Source organism: Pseudomonas sp. B19(2017) (assembly GCF_002113165.1).
Taxonomy (GTDB): Bacteria; Pseudomonadota; Gammaproteobacteria; order Pseudomonadales; family Pseudomonadaceae; genus Aquipseudomonas.
On sequence record NZ_NEJR01000003.1, the window covers coordinates 382909 to 404222 of the forward strand.

Sequence of the window (21314 nt, forward strand, 5' to 3'; positions counted from 1 at the left end):
TCAGGATGCCGGATGGGCGGCGAAGCGCTGGCGGAACCAGTCGTTGAGCATGGCCTTCTCGGCATACAGGCGGTCGCTGCTACTGGCGACCCGGCCCGGGCGGCTGAGGTACATCTTGTCGCTTACCCGCTCCTGCGCCTGCTGGTCGGGTTTGCCCGGTTGGCTGAGGGTGTAGCTGAGGTCGATGGTCGGCCAAGTGATTTCGCGCATGAAGCGTACATCGTAGGCCTGGCTGTGCCAGGGCTCGAAGCGCCCGGCCAGGTCGATGTCGCGGATGTCGATGAGCAGTTGCTGGCCGGGTTGCAGGTAGCGTTGGCCAAGCTTCTGCAGGTATTGGGCCAGGGTGTTCATTACATAGGCGTCGGCGCCACGCTCGTAGCCGTGGCTGTCGAGGCTTGCATCGCGGAATTTTTCCGGGTGGTCGAAACGCACCTCGACCTGCGCGGCCGGGGTACCTTGTGCCATGCTGTCCAGTGACAGCGCCATCAGCACGGCACACACGAGGGCAGTACGCATGATGCACCTCCGGGGCAGATTGCGTGTGCTTCCATTTTACCCCTGGCATGGCGCTACAGCAGAGGAAGATTGCAATGGCACGGTTTCGGCGTCTGATCGCCAATCTGCGGGGACGTGACCTGGCGGTGGGCGATATCCATGGTCACTTCCAGCGCCTGCAGCAATGCCTGGATGCGGTGGGGTTTGATCCGGCCGTGGACCGGCTGTTCAGCGTGGGTGACCTGGTCGACCGTGGCCCGGACAGCGAGGCGGCGCTGGAATGGCTGGCGCAGCCCTGGTTCCATGCCGTACAGGGTAATCATGAGGCCCTGGCAATTACCCGGGTACGTGGCGGGCGGCTCGACCTGGACATGTATCGCGCCGCTGGCGGTGGCTGGTTTCTCGACCTGCCGCGGATCCGGCAGTTGCGTTTCGTGGAGCGGTTCGAGCAAATGCCGATTGCGATAGAGGTTGAAAGTGCGGCGGGCCTGGTAGGCCTGCTGCACGCCGACAGCCCCTATGCCGATTGGACGGTGCTGAGGACCTGGCTGGAGCTGGATGACGACCCCGAGGTAAGGGAAGTGTGCCAATGGTCAAGGCGGCGGCTGAAAGTAGGCGATACCCAGCCCGTGCAGGGCCTGCGAGCCTTGTTGGTGGGCCATACGCCGGTGCTGGAAGCCAAGCTGCTGGGCAACGTCTGGCACCTGGACACCGGGGGCTGGGCCAGCGGCCATTTCACCTTGATGGACATGCGGACCCTGCAACTGGTCAGCCCCAGGCCAGGTGAAACAACAGCGCCGCAGCCAATAGCACCAGCATGACCCCCGAGGCCCGCTCCAGCCACGGCAGACAGCGAGCGAAGCGCCGCAGCACCAGCGGGTTGCCGATGGCCACCGCTACCAGCAGGTCCCACAGCAGCACGATGCTGAACATCCACAGGGCGTAGGTTGCCTTCCAGCCAATGCTGGCGTTGGCGACCATGCTGACCAGGCTGGCATAGAACAGCGCGTTCTTGGGGTTGAGGATGCCGGACAGGAACCCCATGCCCAATCCCCGCCACCACCCTTGGGCGGTTTGCTCGCCAACGACGGAGCCCAGGCTGTTTTGCCCGGCATGGCGCAGGAACAGAGTGCCGATGTACAGCAGGTAGCCGGCGCCGGCCAGTTGCAGAAGGGTGAACAGCAGGCTGCCTTCCTGTAGTACCGACAGCCCGGTGAAAGCCATGGCGATGAACAGGCCATTGGCCAGGGCGATACCCAGGCAGGCGCCGCTGGCAACCCGCCAGCCACTGCTGACCGAGGTGCGCGCGACCAGGAAGAAGTCCGGGCCGGGTGAGAGCAGGGCGAGGAAGTGGGCAAGGGCGATGATCAGGAATTGTTGCATGGGCGGGGCGGCTCTGAGGGAAAAACCGCAGTCTGCTGCCGGGCCAGGCAGGCGTATTGAAGAATATTGCAAATCCCGAATGCTGACTCGGTCTCCTACAGGGATCGCGCAGGTCTTCAGTCTCCTCGGTACTGCCCCGGCGTCACCCCCACATGGGCTTTGAACACCCGCTGGAAATGGCTCTGGTCGGCAAAGCCGAGCTGGTAGGCCACCTCTGCCAGCGCCTGCCCTTCACCCAGTAGCTGCCGGCCACGGGCGACCCGGGCGTTGAGCAGATAGGCATGCGGTGTAAACCCGGTAGCGGCACGAAACGCCCGGATCAACTGATAACGCCCAAGCCCGGCCTCCCGCGCCAGTACCTCCAGGCTCAACTGCGCCGGGTCCTGGCCTTCGACCCGCGCGATCAGCCCGCTCAAGGCCGTCGCCGGCAAAGCCGGTGCCGCCGCCAGTGGCGGCTGCGCGGCAAAGTCCAGGTCCCCCAGAAAAGCAATCAGCGCCTCATCCTTCTCGCTGTGGCTGGCACTGGAAAACAGCAAGTTGTTCAGCTCGCAGAACTGCGTATACACCAGTGGATCCCGACAAATACGCGCCGGTTCACCAGCCTGCGCACCGCCCGGGCCCGACTCCAGGCGCAGCTGTGCCAGCCAGTCGGCATCCACATGCAGCATCTGATAGCTCCACGCCAGCCCGGGCTCGGGGTTGCAGGCATGTACCCGGCGGGCCGGTACCAGCACCAGCGTGCCGGGCGTCAGGCGTTGCTGGCCAGTGCCGGCACCGGTGAAATGACTGTGGCCGGCATCGACCACACCGATGGAAAACGTCGGGTGGCTGTGTGCCTTGTAGCAGGCGCGGCTATGGCAGGCGCGGCGGCTTTCGACATGCGGCAGGGCCGGGTCGCGCCACAGCGCGGCATGGGAGCGGGGCATCACTGGGTCCTCGGTATGCCCGGCAGCTTATCAGGCGCCGGGCACCCATACAGTTTTTTCCGCTGGCTGTAACTTGACCCCAAGGCACGGTAACCGCCGAAATAGGCGCTCGTTGCCAAAGGAAAAACAATAATGGACCTTTCAAGCCTGCTGCTTTTCATTCCGGCCTGCTTCGCCCTGAACATGGCACCGGGGCCGAACAACCTGCTGTCGCTGCACAATGCCAGCCGCTACGGCCTGCGTACGGCTTGCTTGGCCGGCGGCGGGCGCATCGTCGCCTTCAGCGGCATGATCGCCCTGGCGGCGATGGGCCTGGCCGTGGTGCTGCACACCAGTGAATATCTGTTCCTGGCGATCAAGGTGGTGGGCGCGGCGTATCTGTTCTACATCGCCTGGCAATTGTGGCGGGCACCGGTGGGCGAGGCTGTGGTGGCAAGCGATCACCCGCGCGGCACCTGGCGCCTGGCACGTCAGGAATTTTGGGTGGCCGCCGGCAACCCGAAGGCGATCCTGATCTTCACCGCGTTCCTGCCGCAGTTCGTCTCGGTCGGCAGCGCCACCCCGGTGAGCGAGCAGTTCCTCTGGCTGGGTGTACTGTTCCTGTTGCTGGAATGGGCTGCCATCGCCATCTACGCCGGCCTGGGAGCTTACATGCAGCGCTGGTTCAGCCAGCCCGGCCCGCGCCGGTTGTTCAACCGGGTCAGTGCCTCCTTGCTGGGCTGCGCCGGCCTCGGGCTGCTGGCTGCGCGGCGCTAGAACTGCCAGCGCAGGCCCAGGTTCACGCCGCTGGCTTCCTGCTGGCGGCTGTCCAGGTTGGCGGTGTACTGCACCCCGCCATGCAGGCTCAGCGCTTCGTTGACCTGCGCGACCACGCCGCTTTCAAGTTGCACCGAGGTATAGCGGTAGTCTGTCCTGATCTTGTCGACGCCATCGAAGGTCAAGGTATCGCGGCCACCGTCGCCGTGCCAAAGGTTGACTTGCGCATAGGGTTGCAACAGGTGGTTGCTACTGTCTTTGAAGGCCCCCTCGACACGTAACCCCAGCCGACCGATCAGCTCGACCTGGGCGTCGTGGCTGATGTGCGAGACGCTATCGCTGGCGCTGTCGAGCGAGACTTTTTGCGCGATCAACTGAGCCTGCGGCTCCAGTACCCAGCGTTCGGACAGGGCGACGGGATAGCCGGACTCCAGTGAGGCGGTCCGGGCGTGGCCGTCGATGTTCAACTTGCCACCCCGGTCCGAACGCGCCCGACCATCCAGGTTGGTGTACTGCAGCACGGCGTCGAGGTAGCCGCCTTGCGGTCCGACCAGCGTCCAGTAGGCGCCGACGCTGTCGCCATCAAGCTCCAGGTCACCGACGCTGCGGTTCTCCACCGCGAGGGCGAAGCCTTTGACGTTGGCGTCCAGGCGGCTATGGCTGACATAGATACCGACATGCTGGCGGTATCCGCTGTCGCCAACCTTGGTGTACAGGTCCTGGCCGACCTTGAAGCCGTACAGGTCGCCATCCAGGCTCGGGCTGACCGTACCGCTCCATTGCTGACGTAACGCGCCGCCGTAGGCCTGACCCCAACTGGCGGGCAGGACGCCTTCGCCTTTGAGCAACTGTTGGTCGCCCTGGCGTTGGTGAAACGTGCCCAAGGCCTGGCGGGCGATGATCGCGGCGCCCCTCGGTGCAGCGGCGTACACCGGGACCTCAGGACGGTACAGCGGCAGGCTCTGGCCTTGGATCGGGGTAGGCAGCTCGACCTGGCCGGGCGCTGGAGCGGCGACAGGTGGCGTGGCAGCCGGGGCGATCACTGGTGGCTCGCCGGGTTGCGACGGCTGCCCGGGTTCCGGGACAGGAGCGGGCGCAGCGACCAGCGTCGAGCGCAGGTACCAGCTGTTTTCACTGCCAGCGGTTACACCACCTTTGAACAGCCGGTAGTCGTAGGCGCCAACAGACAGCGTTTGTACCTGCACAAAGGCGGTGGCGCTGCTGGTGGCGCCGTTGCGGGCCTCGACGACCTGTATACCGTTTTGCGCCGTCGCCGCGCCAGCGCCGTTGAGGTTGTTGATGAGCAGCTGGGTAGAGCCGCCAATCGCACCGCGGCTGACCACCAGGCGATCGGAGGCGGCGCCGTCACCGGCAAGCACGCTGTTCAAGCGCAGGGTGCCGTTGTTGCCGGTGTAGTCGCCCTGGACGGTCAGTCGGCCCAGGGTGTCACCGCTGCCCAGATCGATGGTGCCCGCGTTGTTCAGCGCAACGCGCTGGTCCGGGCCAAAGGCAGCGATTACACCTTGGCGTGACGTGACGGTACTGCTGGCGTCTATGACGAAGCTGCCGGTGGTGCTGTTGGTATCCCCTAGCACCAGCGTGTCATCGAGTGCGAGCTGGCTGCCGTTGTTCAACGCCATGCGCTCCCAGTTGACATAGCGGGCGCCGCCAACTGCCTGGCTGGCGTCAAAGGTCAGGCTGTCGTTGCCCTCACCACCGTCCAGGGCAATGGCCAGCACCTCGGGTTTCAGCCCTTTAAGCAGTGCCGCGTCATCACCCGGTCCCGCATCGACTCGACCAACGATGCGGCCATCGTCCCAGGTGAAGCGGTCATTGCCAGTGCTTAGCAGCACATCGCCGCCTACCTGGCCACCATGCACCAGCACCTGGTCATCGCCACCGCTGACGCTGATATTGCCGCCGATGCTGCCGTCGAAGATTTCCACGTAGTCCTTGTCAAAGGCAGTGATCACGTTCCTGTCGACACTGCCGCCGCGCATGATGAAGGTGTTCTGGTCCAGGCGCATGTTGACGTTGCCGATGCGCCCGGCGTCCATTTCGGCATAGTCGCCGCTATCGAATGTGCCCTTGATCCAGCCGCCTTTCATATGAAAGGTGTCCAGGCCATCGCCCTGGTTGAGGTTGCCCTCGATGACGCCACCGCTCATGACGAAGTCGTCGATGCCCGAGCCTTGGTTGACGTTGCCGCCGATACTGCCGGAGGCCATATCGATACTGTCCCTGCCCGCACCGAAGGTGACGTTGTCGGTAACCGCGCCGCTACCGTTTGCGGGGAACACCAGGCGGTTGTTGCCGCCGGTATCCACCAGCGAAGGCGCGGTACCGCTGTCACAGGTGTAAGTGTCGTTACCCGGGCTGGGTGTGAAGGTGCAAGCTGCTTGTGCGGCGGGCAGGGCCATGCCTAACAGGGGTAATGAGCCCAGGGTCAGCATCAGGCGTAGACGCATCAGGAAAGCCTCCATACTCCAGGAAGTCCTGCGCGTCACACGTGGCCCGCAGGGTTACCGGAGTTGTATAGAGGAGTGCGTCGTGGCCACAACTGGCAAAAATGTCAGGTGGCCAAGGGATACTGGGGGTCAGTCGCGGTAGAACGTCTGCACCAGGTGGTAGCCGAACTTGCTCTTGATCGGCCCGTGTACCACGCGCAGCGGCTTCTTGAAGATCACCTGGTCAATGGCGCCGACCATCTGCCCGGGGCGGATCTCACCCAGGTCGCCGCCGCGCTTGCCCGAAGGGCAGATGGAGAATTTTTTTGCGAGCACGTCGAAAGCCTCACCATTGGCGATACGCTGCTTGAGCTTTTCGGCTTCGTCAGCGGTCTTGACCAGAATGTGGCGGGCTTGGGCTTTCATGGGGTTACCTGTGCTTCGGGGGGGGCAAAAGGGGCGCATTATGCCTGACTCGGTCAGGTTGAGGCCATCGGGGCCGCCAGGCGGCCCAATCGCCGGCAAGCCAGCTCCCACAAGGACAGCGCCAACGCTCAGTTATGCGCTGTACCTGTGGGAGCTGGCTTGCCGGCGATTGGGCTGCGCAGCAGACCTGGGCAATCACACTGGCTAGCGCAGTTCCTCGCGATTGCGAAATTGCTCCAGCGCCTCGGGGTTGGCCAGGGCATCGGTGTTCTTCACCGGCAAGCCATGCACCACGTTGCGAATCGCCAACTCCACCAGCTTGCCGCTGATGGTACGCGGGATGTCATCGACCTGGGCGATCACCGCCGGTACATGGCGGGGCGTTGTGTACTGGCGGATCACCTGGCGGATGTGCTGGCGCAGGGCCTCATCCAGCTGCAGGCCGTCACGCAGGCGAACGAACAGCACCACCCGCACATCACCTTGCCAGTCCTGGCCGATGGCCACGCTTTCCAGCACCTGCTCGACCTTTTCCACCTGGCGGTAGATCTCCGCGGTGCCAATACGCACCCCGCCAGGGTTGAGCACGGCATCGGAGCGGCCATGAATCACCAGCCCGCCGTCGGCTCGCTGCTCGGCATAGTCGCCCTGGGCCCACACCCCAGGGAACTGGCTGAAGTAGGCATCGTGGTATCGGCTGCCGTCCGTATCCTTCCAGAACCCCAGCGGCATCGACGGGAAGTTGCGTGTGCACACCAGCTCGCCTTTTTCGCCCTGCACCGGCTGGCCATGCTCGTTCCATACCTCCACCGCCATGCCAAGGCCCTTGCACTGGATTTCGCCACGGCGCACTGGCAGGGTCGGGTTGCCCAGCACGAAACAGGAGACGATATCGGTGCCGCCGGACATCGACGCCAGGCACAGGTCGGCCTTGATCTTGCGGTACACATAGTCGTAGCTGTGTGGCGACAACGGCGAGCCGGTAGACAGCAGCAGGCGCAAGCTGGTCAGGCGGTGGCTTGCCGCGGGCTCCAGGCCCGCCTGCTCCAGCGCCGCCAGGTACTTGGCGCTGGTACCGAAGGCCTGGATGCCCTCGGCGTCGATCAGGTCCAGCAGCCGCTCGGGGCCGGGGTGGAAGGGCGAGCCGTCATACAGCACCAGCGTGGCGCCCACTGCCAGGCCGCTGGCCAGCCAGTTCCACATCATCCAGCCGCAGGTGGTGTAGTAGAACAGCACATCATCGGCCTTCAGGTCGTTGTGCAGGCCGTGTTCCTTCAGGTGCTGCAACAACACGCCGCCAGCGCGGTGGACGATGCACTTGGGCACGCCGGTGGTGCCGCTGGAATACAGGATGTACAGCGGGTGATCGAAAGGCAGCGGGGTGAAGCGGGGCTCGCCGCCAGGCTGATAGAACTCGTCCCACAGGCTGACATTCGCAGCCTGGAATTCGTCGACACGCGTTCCGCTGCGGGTGTGGGGTACCACGATCAGCTGTTCCAGCCCGGGCAGCTGCGCGCACACCTGGTTGACCTTGTCCACCTGGTCGATGGCTTTGCCGGCGTACTGGTACCCGGCGCAGGCGATCAGCAGCTTGGGTTCGATCTGGCCGAAACGGTCGATGATGCCGTGTACGCCAAACTCGGGCGAGGCGCTGGACCACACCGCACCGAGGCTGGTGCAGGCCAGCATGGCCACCAGCGTCTGCCAGGTATTGGGCATGATGGCGGCAACCCGGTCGCCGGGGACGATGCCGGCGGCCTTGAAGGCTGTTTGCAGGCCGGCTACCTGGGCGGCCAGCTGGGCATGGGTGAACTGCTGGCGTTGCCCGTCTTCGCGCACGGCGACCAGGGCCGGGCGATCGTCACGGCGGCGCAGCAGGTGTTCGGCGAAGTTGAGGGTGGCGTTGGCGAACCACTGGGCATCGGGCATCTGCGGCCCCTCGCTGAGCACCTGGCTTGGCGGGGTATGCCAGTGAACGTGGAAATAGTCGGCAAGGGTTTGCCAGAAGGCAGGGCGCTGTTCGATGCTCCAGCGGTGCAGCGCAGGGTAGTCGCCGAGTTGCAGGTTGTAGCGCAGGTTGACCCGGCGGCGGAAGGCATCCATCCGGCTGGCCTCGATCTGCGCCGTGGAGGGGCGCCAGAGCACATCGTTCATGCCGAACCTCCAGATGATCATTTGGATTCGAGGGCTTCTTCGCGGGCTTGCCCGCTCCCAAAGGTACAGCGTAGATGTCCAGCCTGGTGATAGCCTGTGGGAGCGGGCGTGCCCGCGAAGAAGCCCCCTGGCAGCAGGGGCTTGCGCGTTACTCTACTTTAGCCTTTTGCACGTCCTGCGACGCGGTCCAGACGCGGTAGCGCACTTCGACATCCTTGGGCACATACACCACCACCGGCAGCTTGCTGTTGTAGCGCAGCATGAAACCTTCACCGACCACCGGCACGAAGGCCTCGGTCTTCTTGCCATCTGGGCAGGCCATCAGTGTGCTGGCCGGGCCGCTGACCTTGTCCAGGCGGTAGTAGCTATAGCCCCAGCCTTCCAGGGTACGTTCCTCCAGGCTGCCGCCCAGGCGCTGGCGATTGCAGTCTACCTTCAGGGTCTTGCCGGCGAGAATTTCCAGTTGATAGGCCGACTCGTCAGCCTGGGCCGGCAGGTGGATGACCTGCCGGTTAAAGCCTTTTTCCGCCTCGGGATAGGGCGCGACGTCCTTCAGGCTGGCTGCCATCGCGGGTGCGGCGGCAGCCAGGGTCAGGGCCAGGATCACGGTCATCGGGGTTGGGCGCATAGGGCCTCCTTGCAGATAAACGAATGCAAGACCGCCGCCAGGCCCAGGCCGCCCGTCACTGGGCCAACCAGCCACCATCGACGTTCCAGGCGGCACCGCGAACCTGGCTACCGGCCTCGCTGCACAGGAATAGTACCAGTTCACCCAGGTGTTCGGGGGTGACGAAGGCCAGCGATGGCTGTTTTTCTGCCAGCAGATCGTGCTGTGCTTGCAGTGGATCGCCACCGTTGGCAGCACGATCGTCGATCTGCTTCTGCACCAGCGGGGTCAGCACCCAGCCAGGGCAGATGGCATTGCAGGTAACGTTGCTGGTGGCGGTTTCCAGGCCTACCACCTTGGTCAGGCCGACCACGCCGTGCTTGGCCGCCACATAGGCCGCCTTGCCGGTGGAGCCGACCAGGCCATGCACCGAGGCGATGTTGATGATGCGCCCCCAGTTGCGCGTGCGCATGCCGGGCAGGGCCAGGCGCGTACCGTGGAACACGGCCGACAGGTTTAGGGCGATGATCTTGTCCCAGCTTTCCAGCGGAAACTGCTCCACCGGCGCCACGTGCTGGATACCGGCGTTGTTGACCAGGATGTCGACGCCGCCGAACTCGCGTGCGGCCAGGGCGAACAGCGCTTCGATCTGGCCCACGTCCGACAGGTCGGCCGGGTGATGGATTGCCTTCACCCCGTGCCGGGCGATCTCGGCCAGCGCCGGGGACGGGTCGCCAAAGCCGTTGAGCACGATGTTGGCGCCTGCACGGGCCAGCACCTGGGCAATGCCCAGGCCGATGCCGCTGGTGGAACCGGTGACCAGTGCGGTCTTGCCTTTTAGGGTCATGCAAAGCTCCTTAGACGATGCCCGTGGCGTAGAACGTGGCGATGACCACGAACACCGCCAGGGTCTTGATCAGGGTAATACCGAAAATGTCCTTGTAGGCCTCACGGTGGGTCAGCCCGGTCACGGCCAGCAGGGTGATGACTGCACCGTTGTGCGGCAGCGTGTCCATGCCACCACTGGCCATGGCGGCCACCCGGTGCAGCACTTCGAGCGGGATGTTGGCGGCATTGGCGGCGGCGATGAAGCTGTCGCCCATGGCCGCCAGGGCGATGCTCATGCCGCCCGAGGCAGAGCCGGTGATACCGGCCAGCAAGGTCACGGTGATGGCTTCGTTGACTAGCGGGTTGGGGATGCCGCGCAGGGCGTCGGCCAGTACCAGGAAGCCCGGCAGCGAGGCGATTACCGCGCCAAAACCGTATTCCGAGGCGGTGTTCATGGCCGCCAGCAAGGCACCGCCCACGGCGCTCTTGGTGCCTTCGGCCAGGCGGGCACGGATGGCGCCGAAGGCACACACCAGCACCATCAGGATGCCCACCAGCAACGCCGCCTGCACTGCCCAGATGGCTGTGAGCTTGGCCACATCGCTTTGCACCGGCGCGCTCATGCCGGGCAATTGCAGGCTGTGGCTGGGGCCGTACCACTGCGGAATCCAGTGGGTGAACAGCAGGTTCATCACCCCGACCAGCAGCAGCGGCGACAGAGCCAGCCAAGGGTTGGGCAGGGCCAGGTCGGCAGCGGTTTCCGGTTCGTTGCGCAAGTCGCTGCCGTAGCCTTCACCAGCGCGCTGGGCCTTGTTGCGCTGGCGCTGCAGGTAGGCCATGCCGGCGCAGAACACGAACAGCGTACCGATCAGGCCCAGCCAGGGTGCGGCCCAAGCGGTGGTGTTGAAGAAGGTGCTGGGGATGATGTTCTGGATCTGCGGGGTGCCGGGCAGGGCGTCCATGGTGAACGAGAACGCGCCCAAGGCAATGGTTGCCGGGATCAGGCGCTTGGGGATGTTGCTCTGGCGGAACATTTCGGCGGCAAACGGGTACACCGCGAAAACCACCACGAACAGCGACACGCCGCCGTAGGTGAGCAGGGCGCAGACCAGCACGATCACCAGCATCGCCTGGCGGGTGCCGAGCACACGGATGGCGGCGGCAACGATCGAGCGCGAGAAGCCGGACAGCTCGATGAGCTTGCCGAACACGGCGCCCAGCAGGAACACCGGGAAGTAGAGCTTGATGAAGCCGACCATTTTCTCCATGAACACCCCGGTGAATGCGGGGGCCACGGCGGACGGGTCGGTGAGCAGGACGGCGCCGAGGGCGGCGATGGGGGCGAAAAGGATTACGCTGTAGCCGCGATAGGCAGCCAGCATCAGCAGGGCCAGCGCGGCAAGGGCGATGAGCACGGTCATCGGGGTGGGTCTCCTGGGGTGAGTCTTGTTTTTATCGGCGAGCAGGAGATAGCGGGAATCGTGCCAAACGCTAAATAATTGATTTTTATGATTTATTTTCTTGTTATTGAAAATGTTGTCTACATTTTGAGACTGCAGGGGGCTGCTTTGCAGCCCATCGCCGGCAAGCCAGCTCCCACAGGATTACCCATAAGTCTGAAATCGGCGCATAACCTTGTGGGAGCTGGCTTGCCGGCGATCGAGGGCGACGTCCTCGCAGCAATCTCAAATCAGAAACATCAGTCTCCAATTGGAGACGAAAGCCCCAGCGCCACCATCTTCTTGTACAAGGTCGATCGCCCCAATCCCAATGCCTGCGCGGCCTGCGGCACATTTCCCTCATGCTCGGCCAATGCCCCGGCAATCAACTTGCGCTCGAACTCAGCGCAGGCTTCGCGGTAGCTCTGCCGCACTGGCGCAGCCGCCACCGGGCTCAACGGCCCCAATGCCGCGCGCAAATCCGCTACCCCCAGCCGCGGCTGATCTGCCAGCAGCGTGGCCCGCTCCAGCACATTGCGCAGCTCGCGGATGTTCCCCGGCCATGCATGCCGCGCCAGTAACTGCTGCGCTTCGGCCTCCAACTCGTACTGGCTGCCCAGTTCGCCGAGGATGGCCTCGCACAGCGCCGGCAGGTCCTCCAGCCGTTGCCGCAGTGGCGGCACCTCGATCGGCAGCACATTCAGCCGGTAATACAGGTCGGCGCGGAATGCCCCGCGGGCGATGGCGGCCGGCAGGTCGATGGAAGTGGCGGCAATGATGCGCACATCACTGCGCAGCATCTGGTTCGAGCCTACCGGCTCGTATTCCTTCTCCTGCAACACCCGCAGCAGCTTGCTCTGCAGGGCCAGCGGCATATCGCCGATCTCGTCGAGGAACAGCGTGCCGCCTTCGGCCAGTTGCAGCTTGCCGCTGCGGCCTTTGCGGTCAGCCCCGGTAAAGGCGCCGGGGGCGGTGCCGAAGAACTCGGCTTCCAGCAGTGTCTCGGGGATTGCCGCACTGTTGATGCTGACAAACGCCTTGTGCGCCCGCGCCGAGGTCGCATGGATGGCATGGGCCAGCAGTTCCTTGCCGGTGCCGGTTTCGCCCAGCAGCAATACCGGCGAATCACTGCTCGCGCCACGCCGGGCGCGGCGCTTGGCCTCCAGGCTGGCGGTGCTGCTGCCGACGAACTGGGCGAAGCTGTACCTGGCCTGGCGGGCACGCAGTTGCGAGCGGGTCGAGGCCAGCTCCTGCTGCATGCTGGAGTAGCGTTTAAGCAGCGGCGACAGGCTGCGCAACTCATCGAACAGGGCAAAGCCGATGGCGCCGATCAGCGCGCCCTGGTCGTCGTGGATGGGCAGGCGCATTACTACCAGCGGCTCGTTCGGGGTGTCGAGCATGTCCAGCAGGATCGGCCGGCCATTGCTCACCACCTCGCGCATCAGGCTGCCCGGGATCACCGCTTCGCAGGGTTGGCCGATGGCACTGGCGGCGTCGGCCAGGCCAAAGCGCCTGGCGTAACGCTCGTTCATCCAGACGATGCGCGCCTGGCGGTCGACAATCACCGTACCTTCGCTGGACTGCTCGATGATCTCGAACAGCGAGCGGATCGCCAGTTGCCGCACCTGGGGGTAGTCCTTGAGGCTGTCGCTGTCGTGCATGGGTAAATTCCAAATCATTAAAAACAGTGCCGGCCTCTTCGCGGGCTTGCCGCTCTCACAGGTACCCCACAGTCCCCAGATTGGTGGTGAGCCTGTGGGAGCGGGCAAGCCCGCGAAGAGGCCAGAGCTGAAAACCTATCCCCTGGGGTCGAACGCCTCGCGCAAGGCATCCCCGATAAACACCAGCAGCGACAGGATCACCGCCAGCGCAAAGAATGCAGTAAAGCCCAGCCAGGGTGCTTCAAGGTGCTGCTTGCCCTGGGTCACCAACTCCCCCAGGGAGGCACTGCCAGCCGGCATGCCGAAACCGAGAAAATCCAGCGCAGTCAGGGTAGTGATCGCCCCGGTCAGCATGAACGGCACATAGGTCAGCGTGGCGTTCATCGCATTGGGCAGGATGTGTCGCAGCATCACCTGGGTGTCTGGCAGGCCCAGCGCCCGGGCGGCCTTCACGTACTCCAGGTTGCGGCCGCGCAGAAACTCCGCGCGCACCACGTCGACCAGGGTCAGCCAGGAGAACAGCGCCATGATCCCCAGCAGCCACCAGAAGTCCGGCTCGACGAAGCCGCTGAGGATGATCAGCAGGTACAGCACCGGCAATCCCGACCAGACCTCCAGCAGGCGCTGGCCGATCAGGTCGACCCAGCCCCCGTGGTAGCCTTGCAGGGCACCGGCCGCCACCCCGATCAGCACGCTGACCCCGGTCAGGGCGAAGGCGAACAGCAAGGATACCCGCGTGCCATACAGCACCCGGGCCAGCACGTCACGGCCCTGGTCGTCGGTACCCAGCCAGTTGCTGGCGCTTGGCGGGCTTGGGGTGGGTACTTGCAGGTCGTAGTTGGGGGTATCGGCGCTGAACGGGATGGGTGCGAACAGCATCCAGCCGCCTTGCTGTTCGATCAGCTGGCGTACATAGGCGCTGCGGTAGTCTGGCTGGAACGGCAGCTGGCCGCCGAACTGCTGCTCGGTGTAGCGCTTGAGCGCCGGCACGTACAGGTCGCCCTTGTAGCCCAGCAGCAGCGGTTTGTCGTTGGCCACCAGTTCGGCACACAGGCTCAGCAGCAGGAGGGCTGCGAACAGCCACAGCGAAACCCAGCCGAGGCGGTTGCGGCGAAAGCGTTGCAGGCGGCGACGCGAGATCGGCGAAAGCATCAGTGTGCCCTCGCATCGAAGTCGATACGCGGGTCGAGCAGGGTATACGACAGGTCACCGATCAGGCGGATCAGCAGGCCCGCCAGGGTGAAGATGAACAGCGTGCCGAATACCACCGGGTAATCCCGCGACACGGCCGCTTCGTAACTCATGCGGCCCAGGCCATCGAGCGAGAAGATCACCTCGATCAGCAACGAGCCGGCAAAGAACACCGTGATCAGCGCCTGCGGCAACCCCGCCACCACCAGCAGCATGGCATTGCGCAGCACGTGGCCATACAGCACCCGATGCTCGCTCAGGCCCTTGGCGCGGGCGGTAACCACGTATTGCCGGGAAATCTCGTCGAGGAAGGCGTTCCTGGTCAGCAGTGTCAGGGTGGCGAAGCCGCCGATCACCAGGGCACCGACCGGCAGCACCAGGTGCCAGAAGTAGTCGGCGACCTTGCCCAACAGGCTGAGCTCGTCGAAGTTGTCCGATACCAGGCCACGCACCGGGAACCAGTTGAGCGAGGTGCCGCCGGCGAACAGCACGATCAGCAACAGGGCGAACAGGAACGAAGGCAGGGCATAGCCGACCACGATCAATGCACTGCTCCAGGCATCGAAGCGGCTGCCATGGCGCACCGCCTTGCGGATGCCCAGCGGGATCGACACCAGGTAGGTGATCAGCGTGGCCCAGAAGCCCAGCGACAGGGTTACCGGCAACTTGTCGAGGATCAGGTCGGTGACCTTGGCGCCACGGAAGAAGCTGTTGCCGAAATCCAGCCGGGCGTACTGGCCCAGCATCAACCACAGGCGCTCGGGGGCGGACTTGTCGAAGCCATACTGGCGCTTGATCTCCTCGATCAGTTTCGGGTCCAGGCCACGGGTAGCCCGTGACTCGCCGTGCACCACCTCGGCCCGGGCACCGGGCGCGCCGCCGCCAATGCCTTGCAGGCGTGCCACCGCCTGCTCCACCGGGCCACCCGGTGCGGCCTGGACGATGGCGAAGTTGACCAGCAGTATCGCCAGCAAGGTCGGGATGATCAGCAGCAGTCGGCGCAGGATATAGGCGGTCATGGCGAGGATTTCCGGCGTTCGGCCATTTGCGCGTTGCTCAGCGCGGCAGGGCTGACTTCCCACCAGGTGTCCAGGCCTTCGTCATAGGCCGCCTGGACTTTGGGCACGCCGAAGCGGTTCCACCAGACGGTGGAACTGCCTGGCGGGTAGTAGTTGGGGATCCAGTAGTAGCTCCATTGCAGTACCCGGTCCAGGGCATGGGCGTGGTGCAGCATGTCGGCCTGGCTGTCGGCGCGTACCAGGCCGTCGATCAGGCGGTCCACGGCCGGGTCTTGCAAAACCATCAGGTTGTTCGACCCGGGGTCATGGGCCGCGGCCGAACCAAAGTAGTTGTACAGCTCGGCGCCGGGCGACAGGGTGACCGGATAGCCGGTGACGATCATGTCGTAGTCACGTGCCATCAGGCGATTGACGTACTGGGCCGAGTCGACGTTGCGGATGTCCAGGGTCACGCCAATCTGTGCCAGGTTGCGCTTCCACGGCAGCAGCAGGCGTTCCATGCCTGCCTGGCCATTGAGGAAGGTGAACGCCAGCGGCGTGCCCTGGCTGTTCACCAGGCGGTCGCCCTCGGGGCGCCAGCCGGCTTGCTCGAGCAGCGCCAGTGCCTGCAGCTGTTGCTTACGGATGATCCCCGAGCCATCGGTGACCGGAGCGGTGAACACGGTGCTGAAGACTTCATCCGGTACCTGGCCGCGCAACGGTTCGAGCAGCTTCAACTCGCCGGCATCCGGCAGTTGGCGGGCGGCCAGCGGGGTATTGGAGAATACGCTCTGCTGGCGGATGTACATGTTGCGCATCATCTGCCGGTTGCTCCACTCGTAGTCCCACAGCAGGCCCAGCGCCTGGCGCACGCGACGGTCCTTGAACTGCGGCCGGTCGAGGTTGAACACGAAGCCCTGGGCTACCTGCGGTTTGGCCGGGCCCAGGTGGGCGCGCTGCAGGCGGCCATCGTCCAGTTGCGCGCTGGCGTAGCCCAGGGTGTAGGCAGTGGCGGAGAACTCGCGGTTGTAGTCGTAACCGCCGCCCTTCAATACCTGGCGCGCCACTTCCGTGTCGCCGAAGTACTCGATGCGCAGCTTGTCGAAATTGTAGCGGCCACGACAGACCGGCAGGTCGCGCGCCCACCAGTTGGGGTCGCGCTCGAAGGTGATGCTGCGGCCGTTGTCGATGTGCCCGATACGGTACGGCCCGCTGCCGACCGGCTTGTCGAAGCCGGCGCCGTTGGCGAAGTCGCGCTGCTGCCAGTCGTGCTCGGGCAGTACCGGCAGGCTGGCGATGTCCAGCGGCAGGGTGCGGCCGTGGTCGGGTTTGAAGTCGAAGCGCACGCTGTGCGGGCTTTCCACGATAACAGCGGCAACATCCGCGAACTGGGTGCGGTACTTGAGGCTGCCCTTGCTCATCAGCAGCTCGAAGGTAAAGCGTACGTCCTCGGCGCGCACCGGCTTGCCATCGGCGAAAGTGGCGCGCGGGTCGATCTCGAAACGCAGCCAGGCATCCTCCGGGCCGCGCTCCATGCGCCGGGCGATCAGGCCGTAGACGGTGTAGGGTTCGTCGAATGAGCGCACGGCAAGCGGCGCGTACAGCAGGCCATCGACTTCACTGACGCCGATGCCTTTGTCGATGTAGGGCAGGATATGGTCGAACTGGCCGATCTCGATGGCCGAGCGGCGCAGGATGCCGCCTTTGGGGGCGTCGGGGTTGACGTAGTCGAAGTGCTGGAAAGTGGTGGTGTAGCGGGGGGCTTCGCCGTAGACGGTGAGGGCGTGGGTGGAGGCGGCGTGGGCCATCAAGCTCATGCACGCAAACACAAGCCCCCAAAGTACTTGTGGGAGCGGGCGTGCCCGCGAATGCGTCAGACCAGACAATGGGGTTGCCTGATCTGGCCTATTCGCGGGCACGCCCGCTCCCACAAGGGATCTCATCACCTGAAAGGTGACTTAGTCCTGGCGGCTGGTCACTTCCAGCAGGTGGTAGCCGAACTGGGTCTTCACCGGGCCTTGCACGGTGTTGATCGGGGCGCTGAACACCACGGTGTCGAACTCCTTGACCATCTGGCCCGGGCCGAACGAGCCCAGGTCACCGCCCTGGCGGCTGGACGGGCAGGTGGAGTTGGCTTTGGCGATTTCAGCGAAGTCGGCGCCTGCTTCGATCTGGGCTTTCAGTTCGTTGCATTTATCTTCGCTGCTGACCAGGATGTGGCGGGCGGTTGCACGGGCCATGGGTACTGCTCCTTGGGGTAAAAAGGCAAGCCTAGCGCACTTGTCCGGGGTATGTCTCGCCAGGCTTGCAAGCCGCTGCCTACAGTTTTTGTGCCGCCTCGCGCAACAGGGTTTCGGTCGAGGCCCAGCCCAGGCAGCCGTCGGTGATCGACACGCCGTACTTCAGCGCGCCCTTGCCCAGCGCCTGGCAGCCGTCGAACAAGTGCCCTTCGACCATTACGCCGACGATCGAACGGTCGCCGGCCAGGCGCTGCTCCAGCACATCGTTGAATACCGCCGGCTGGCGCGCCGGGTCCTTGCCGCTGTTGGCATGGCTGCAGTCGACCATGATCCGCGCCTGCAACCCGGCCTTGGCCAGCGCCTGGCGGGCCATGGCGATGCTGTCGGCGTCAAAGTTCGGGCCCTTGTGGCCACCGCGCAGCACCAGGTGGGTGTCCGGGTTGCCCAAGGTCTCGATGATGGCCGGGTAGCCCTGCGCATCCATGCCGAAGTGGCGGTGCGGGTGGGCGGCGCTGCGCATGGCGTCGCTGGCGATGGCGATGCCGCCATCGGTGCCATTCTTGAAGCCGACCGGCAACTCCAGGCCACTGACCATTTCGCGGTGGATCTGCGATTCGGTGGTGCGCGCGCCAATCGCGGCCCAGGCCAAAAGGTCATCGAAGTAGCCGGCGGCCATGGGCTGCAGCAGTTCGGTGGCAACCGGCAGGCCACGCTCGATCATGTTCAGCATCAGCCCGCGGGACAGGGCGATGCCGGCGTGCATATCGTCGCTGCCATCGAGGTGCGGGTCGTAGGCCAGGCCTTTCCAGCCGACCGTGGTGCGGGGTTTTTCGACGTAGGCGCGCATCACCAGCAGCAGCTTGTCGTCGACTTCGCGGCTGAGGGCGGCCAGGCGGTCGGCGTATTCCAGGGCCGAGCGCGGGTCGTGGATCGAGCACGGCCCAACGATCACCAGCAGGCGCTGGTCGCGGCCTTCGAGGATGTCGCGGATGGCCTGGCGGTGGGCATGGACTTGTTGGGTAAGTTCGCTGGACAGCGGCATTTGCTGCTTGAGCAGGTGCGGGCTGGGCAGGCGCTGGCTGACGGTGGTGTTGGCTGCTTGCGGCTGGGTCAGGGCGAGGCTGGAAGCTTGCATGGCGTTTTTCCCTGGGCGGACAGCGGGTTCTGGCCCGCTTGGTCGGCCCTATCGAGGTGTTCGACAGATCGTTGAATTCGTATTGGCTGCTGCATTGCCACCTGTGGAAGACCGAACGGAGGCGGCAGGCTGGCCCGAACGGGATTGGCTAAATCGCCAGGCGTAGGTGTTTGCGTAGTAATAAGTGGCGTAGTTCATGAATCTGTCCTCAATGTGAATCGGTGTTGTTCAAAGGCCTGAAAAGCAAAACCCCCGGTCGGGGAGCCGACCGGGGGTTTGAGTATTCTCATGTTCGGCGGCCCCTCGAAGGTGGGCGCCGTGTGGGTATCGGCGCCTAGTGGCTAAACCAATACCCGAAGTAATAGCTGGCAGGTGCCACGCAGCCGGCAACGGCCAGCACAGGGCGCAGGGTGCGACCGGTGTGGTTGGCGTGGTTGCGGGTGTGTTTTGGCATGTTGCTCTCCAGTGATTGAGCCCGAGCTTACTTCAGTTTCGCCGGGCCATTCAATGGATAAATGCTATGGGCACGATCAATTGCTTTTTGTACTGGAAGGTTCAATGGCCGTAGCGCCCGACCAGGCTTTGCGCGCCTAACGCGTGGCCTTGCAGCAGTTGCAGCAGGCCGCTGCGGTCCAGGCCCTCTGGCAGGGTGCCCAATGGCAGGTCGGTGGCGATCAGCGTCAGTGCGTAGTGGTGCGGGTTGTCGCCGGCGGGTGGGCAGGGGCCTCGGTAGCTGAGCGTGCCCCGCGAGTTGCGCCCCACCGTCACGCCTTGCCCGGTCAGCCCGGCGACGCCTTTCTTCAACCCATCCTGAGCCGGGTCGATGTTGTAGGCGAGCCAGTGGACCACGCCAATACCTTTGCCGCCGTCCGGGTCGAACATGATCAACGCCAATGACTGGGTGCCTGCGGGGAGGTTGTCCCAGCTCACTTGCGGAGTGCGCTCTTCACCGGCACCGCAGGCCGGATCCGCGCCAACCTGTTGCAAGGCGATCACGCCGCCATCGGTAAACGACGATGAGCTGATCGACAGCGCGCCCTGGCCACCGGCGACGGCCAAGGCGCCGCACGGCAGCAGGGCGGCGAGCAGCCAGGGTTTGAGGTTCATGGCGAATCCTTGGCAGGGCGTTGTGCCGCAGTGTAGCCCAGGCTGGCCTCAATGGCTGTCCTGGTCCTCGGCGGTGCCACCCGAATGCCCGGCGCCAGAACCGGTGGCTTCGCCGGTGCTGTTGGAGCCGCCAGCGGCGCCGTCGGCGGCATCGCTGTTGCTGCCGGTGTCGCTGCTGTCGTTGGCCTTGCTGCTGCCTGGGCTATTGACGCTGCTGCCTTCACCGGAGGTCTTGCCACCGTACTGGTCGGTTTGCGGGCGGCTGTCGGTGTCTGTGTCGGTGGCGGCGAAGCTGGTGCCAGTAACGCTGGCCATGGCCAGAGCAAGACAGAGTGAGAGTGGGCGAATGCGGATCATGGAACGTCTCCTTTGCGGATGATCTGTCATTCGTTGGGCTGGGGGCGGGGAGCGGGGTGCCGCCTGGGCGACGGATGGTCATTTTTTGCGGGCTGCAGCACAGCCCGGTCGGCATGCAAGGCCGCAAAAAGGGGGCGCGCGCGCCCCCTGAAGCAGGCGATCAGCGGCAGTTGCCCGCCTTGCGATAACCCGCTGCCTGCGCCTCACCCTCGGTGGCGAAGGTGACCTGGTTCTTCACGGTAACCTGGGTATAGCCCGGGCAGCCGACGGAAAGGTGATAGACGTGGCTGTTGCGGTTGCCAAGCACCGCCCCCACAGACCCGGCACTGGCCAGGCTCGGCTTGGCCTCAGGCTTGGCGGCCTTCGCCGGCACCGCCTGCACCACGCCACTGCCGACTGGCGTGTAGCCGGCCGTCCATTTGCGTTCACCGGTCACGAAGGGGTTGGCATGCCCCATGATCGCGGCAATGCGCCGGTCACGCTCTTTTTCCCAGGCCGACACCGGGTGCTGTTTGTCCCAGGCCATCAGCAACTGCTGCTGTTGGCGCGACATGTTCAGCTTGTAACGGTCGTACATGTAGAAGGTGGTGCGGGCGACCAGGCCTTTCACTTCGTCACGTGGTTCGGCAGCACGCTGCACGAAGTCCACCTTGGTGGTGCACTGCCCGTATTGCCCGGCATTGCCAGCAACCATGCCGTAGCTGAAATTGCTGCGGTCGCCGTTGACCTCGCCCACTGCCGGGTACAGGTTGAACAGGTCGGCTTCCATGGCGCGGAACACCGGGTCGTCATCCACGCAATGCTCGCGGCCACCGTTTTTCCAGCACTGGCGCTGGTTGCCGAAGGTGTAGGCCGGCACGATGTGCTCCCATTCGGTGCGTTCGGCGCGGTTCTGCTGCTTGCGGGTCTGGTAGCCGCACGAGGCGGCATCGATACGCCCGCCAGACTTGCCCACCCAGGTCCACTTGCAGCCGCAGTACAGGTCGCCCATGGCACTGCTGGCCTGGTCCAGGTACACCTTCTGCTTGGCTATCACCTTGGCCTCGGTGAAGGTCGCCGGCGGGCTGGCCAGCGCGGGGAGGGTGAAGGAAAACAGTAACGATACGGCGTAAAGCAGTGATTTCATGGGAAAAACATATTTCAGGTTGGGGCGGGCATTGTAAT

The 21314-nt window shown here is 64.6% G+C and carries 20 protein-coding genes; 2 read left to right on the top strand and 18 right to left on the bottom strand.

The features are described from left to right. Positions 1 to 516 (bottom strand): DUF3016 domain-containing protein, encoded by a 516-nt coding sequence (locus CAF70_RS07480; RefSeq protein ID WP_085627066.1) that lies wholly within the window; start codon positions 514 to 516, stop codon positions 1 to 3. A 74-nt stretch (positions 517 to 590) separates the two neighbouring features. On the opposite strand from CAF70_RS07480, the gene CAF70_RS07485 reads away from it, so the two are divergent. Continuing rightward, positions 591 to 1316 (top strand): metallophosphoesterase, encoded by a 726-nt coding sequence (locus CAF70_RS07485; RefSeq protein WP_085627068.1) that lies wholly within the window; start codon positions 591 to 593, stop codon positions 1314 to 1316. Here the strand turns inward: CAF70_RS07485 and CAF70_RS07490 are convergent. Both CAF70_RS07490 and CAF70_RS07495 read right to left on the bottom strand, forming a co-directional pair. Next, positions 1264 to 1878 (bottom strand): LysE family translocator, encoded by a 615-nt coding sequence (locus tag CAF70_RS07490; RefSeq protein WP_085627070.1) that lies wholly within the window; start codon positions 1876 to 1878, stop codon positions 1264 to 1266. The two genes, CAF70_RS07485 and CAF70_RS07490, sit on opposite strands and share 53 nt — an antisense overlap. Positions 1879 to 1994: 116 nt before the next feature. Beyond that, entirely contained in the window at positions 1995 to 2804 is an 810-nt protein-coding gene (locus CAF70_RS07495) for an AraC family transcriptional regulator (protein ID WP_085627072.1), read from the bottom strand. A gap of 132 nt (positions 2805 to 2936) precedes the next feature. On the opposite strand from CAF70_RS07495, the gene CAF70_RS07500 reads away from it, so the two are divergent. Next, positions 2937 to 3560, top strand: a complete 624-nt coding sequence (locus CAF70_RS07500) for a LysE family translocator (RefSeq protein ID WP_085627074.1) — start codon at positions 2937 to 2939, stop codon at positions 3558 to 3560. On the opposite strand, the gene CAF70_RS07505 is transcribed toward CAF70_RS07500, so the two are convergent. From CAF70_RS07505 to CAF70_RS07575, 15 genes are all read right to left on the bottom strand, one after another. Further along, positions 3557 to 6043 (bottom strand): autotransporter outer membrane beta-barrel domain-containing protein, encoded by a 2487-nt coding sequence (locus CAF70_RS07505; protein ID WP_085627076.1) that lies wholly within the window; start codon positions 6041 to 6043, stop codon positions 3557 to 3559. The genes CAF70_RS07500 and CAF70_RS07505 overlap by 4 nt on opposite strands. Before the next feature lie 114 nt (positions 6044 to 6157). Continuing rightward, on the bottom strand, positions 6158 to 6433 hold the full coding sequence (locus tag CAF70_RS07510; protein WP_016715601.1) for a peptidylprolyl isomerase: 276 nt from the start codon (positions 6431 to 6433) through the stop codon (positions 6158 to 6160). Positions 6434 to 6637: 204 nt separating this feature from the next. Further along, positions 6638 to 8587, bottom strand: a complete 1950-nt coding sequence (locus tag CAF70_RS07515) for an acetoacetate--CoA ligase (RefSeq protein WP_085627078.1) — start codon at positions 8585 to 8587, stop codon at positions 6638 to 6640. A gap of 148 nt (positions 8588 to 8735) precedes the next feature. Further along, entirely contained in the window at positions 8736 to 9215 is a 480-nt protein-coding gene (eco, locus tag CAF70_RS07520) for a serine protease inhibitor ecotin (RefSeq protein ID WP_085627080.1), read from the bottom strand. Positions 9216 to 9270: 55 nt separating this feature from the next. Beyond that, a complete protein-coding gene (gene hbdH, locus CAF70_RS07525; protein ID WP_085627082.1) occupies positions 9271 to 10041 on the bottom strand; it encodes a 3-hydroxybutyrate dehydrogenase in 771 nt (256 codons plus the stop codon). Between the two features lie 10 nt (positions 10042 to 10051). Further along, the gene (locus CAF70_RS07530; RefSeq protein ID WP_085627084.1) at positions 10052 to 11443 is read right to left on the bottom strand and encodes a GntP family permease; all 1392 of its coding nucleotides are present in this window, start codon (positions 11441 to 11443) and stop codon (positions 10052 to 10054) included. 278 nt (positions 11444 to 11721) lie between these two features. Then, complete coding sequence (locus CAF70_RS07535) at positions 11722 to 13122, bottom strand: sigma-54-dependent Fis family transcriptional regulator (protein WP_085627086.1); 1401 nt, start codon at positions 13120 to 13122, stop codon at positions 11722 to 11724. 135 nt (positions 13123 to 13257) lie between these two features. Beyond that, positions 13258 to 14274 carry an ABC transporter permease gene (locus CAF70_RS07540; protein WP_085627088.1) on the bottom strand — a complete coding sequence of 339 codons (1017 nt, stop codon included), beginning with the start codon at positions 14272 to 14274 and terminating at the stop codon, positions 13258 to 13260. Beyond that, entirely contained in the window at positions 14274 to 15332 is a 1059-nt protein-coding gene (locus tag CAF70_RS07545; protein WP_085627090.1) for a microcin C ABC transporter permease YejB, read from the bottom strand. The genes CAF70_RS07540 and CAF70_RS07545 overlap by 1 nt, the downstream gene beginning before the upstream one ends. Then, a complete protein-coding gene (locus CAF70_RS07550; protein ID WP_371915943.1) occupies positions 15329 to 17254 on the bottom strand; it encodes an extracellular solute-binding protein in 1926 nt (641 codons plus the stop codon). The genes CAF70_RS07545 and CAF70_RS07550 overlap by 4 nt, the downstream gene beginning before the upstream one ends. Positions 17255 to 17269: 15 nt before the next feature. Next, positions 17270 to 17551 (bottom strand): peptidylprolyl isomerase, encoded by a 282-nt coding sequence (locus CAF70_RS07555; protein WP_039602126.1) that lies wholly within the window; start codon positions 17549 to 17551, stop codon positions 17270 to 17272. 79 nt (positions 17552 to 17630) lie between these two features. Continuing rightward, positions 17631 to 18686: a 3-deoxy-7-phosphoheptulonate synthase gene (locus CAF70_RS07560; protein ID WP_085627094.1), complete on the bottom strand. Its 1056-nt coding sequence runs from the start codon at positions 18684 to 18686 to the stop codon at positions 17631 to 17633. Positions 18687 to 19241: 555 nt separating this feature from the next. Then, the gene (locus CAF70_RS07565; RefSeq protein ID WP_085627096.1) at positions 19242 to 19793 is read right to left on the bottom strand and encodes a YbhB/YbcL family Raf kinase inhibitor-like protein; all 552 of its coding nucleotides are present in this window, start codon (positions 19791 to 19793) and stop codon (positions 19242 to 19244) included. Between the two features lie 48 nt (positions 19794 to 19841). Beyond that, positions 19842 to 20150, bottom strand: a complete 309-nt coding sequence (locus CAF70_RS07570) for a hypothetical protein (protein WP_085627097.1) — start codon at positions 20148 to 20150, stop codon at positions 19842 to 19844. 160 nt (positions 20151 to 20310) lie between these two features. Beyond that, the gene (locus CAF70_RS07575) at positions 20311 to 21276 is read right to left on the bottom strand and encodes an endonuclease (RefSeq protein ID WP_085627099.1); all 966 of its coding nucleotides are present in this window, start codon (positions 21274 to 21276) and stop codon (positions 20311 to 20313) included. Positions 21277 to 21314 lie beyond the last annotated feature (38 nt).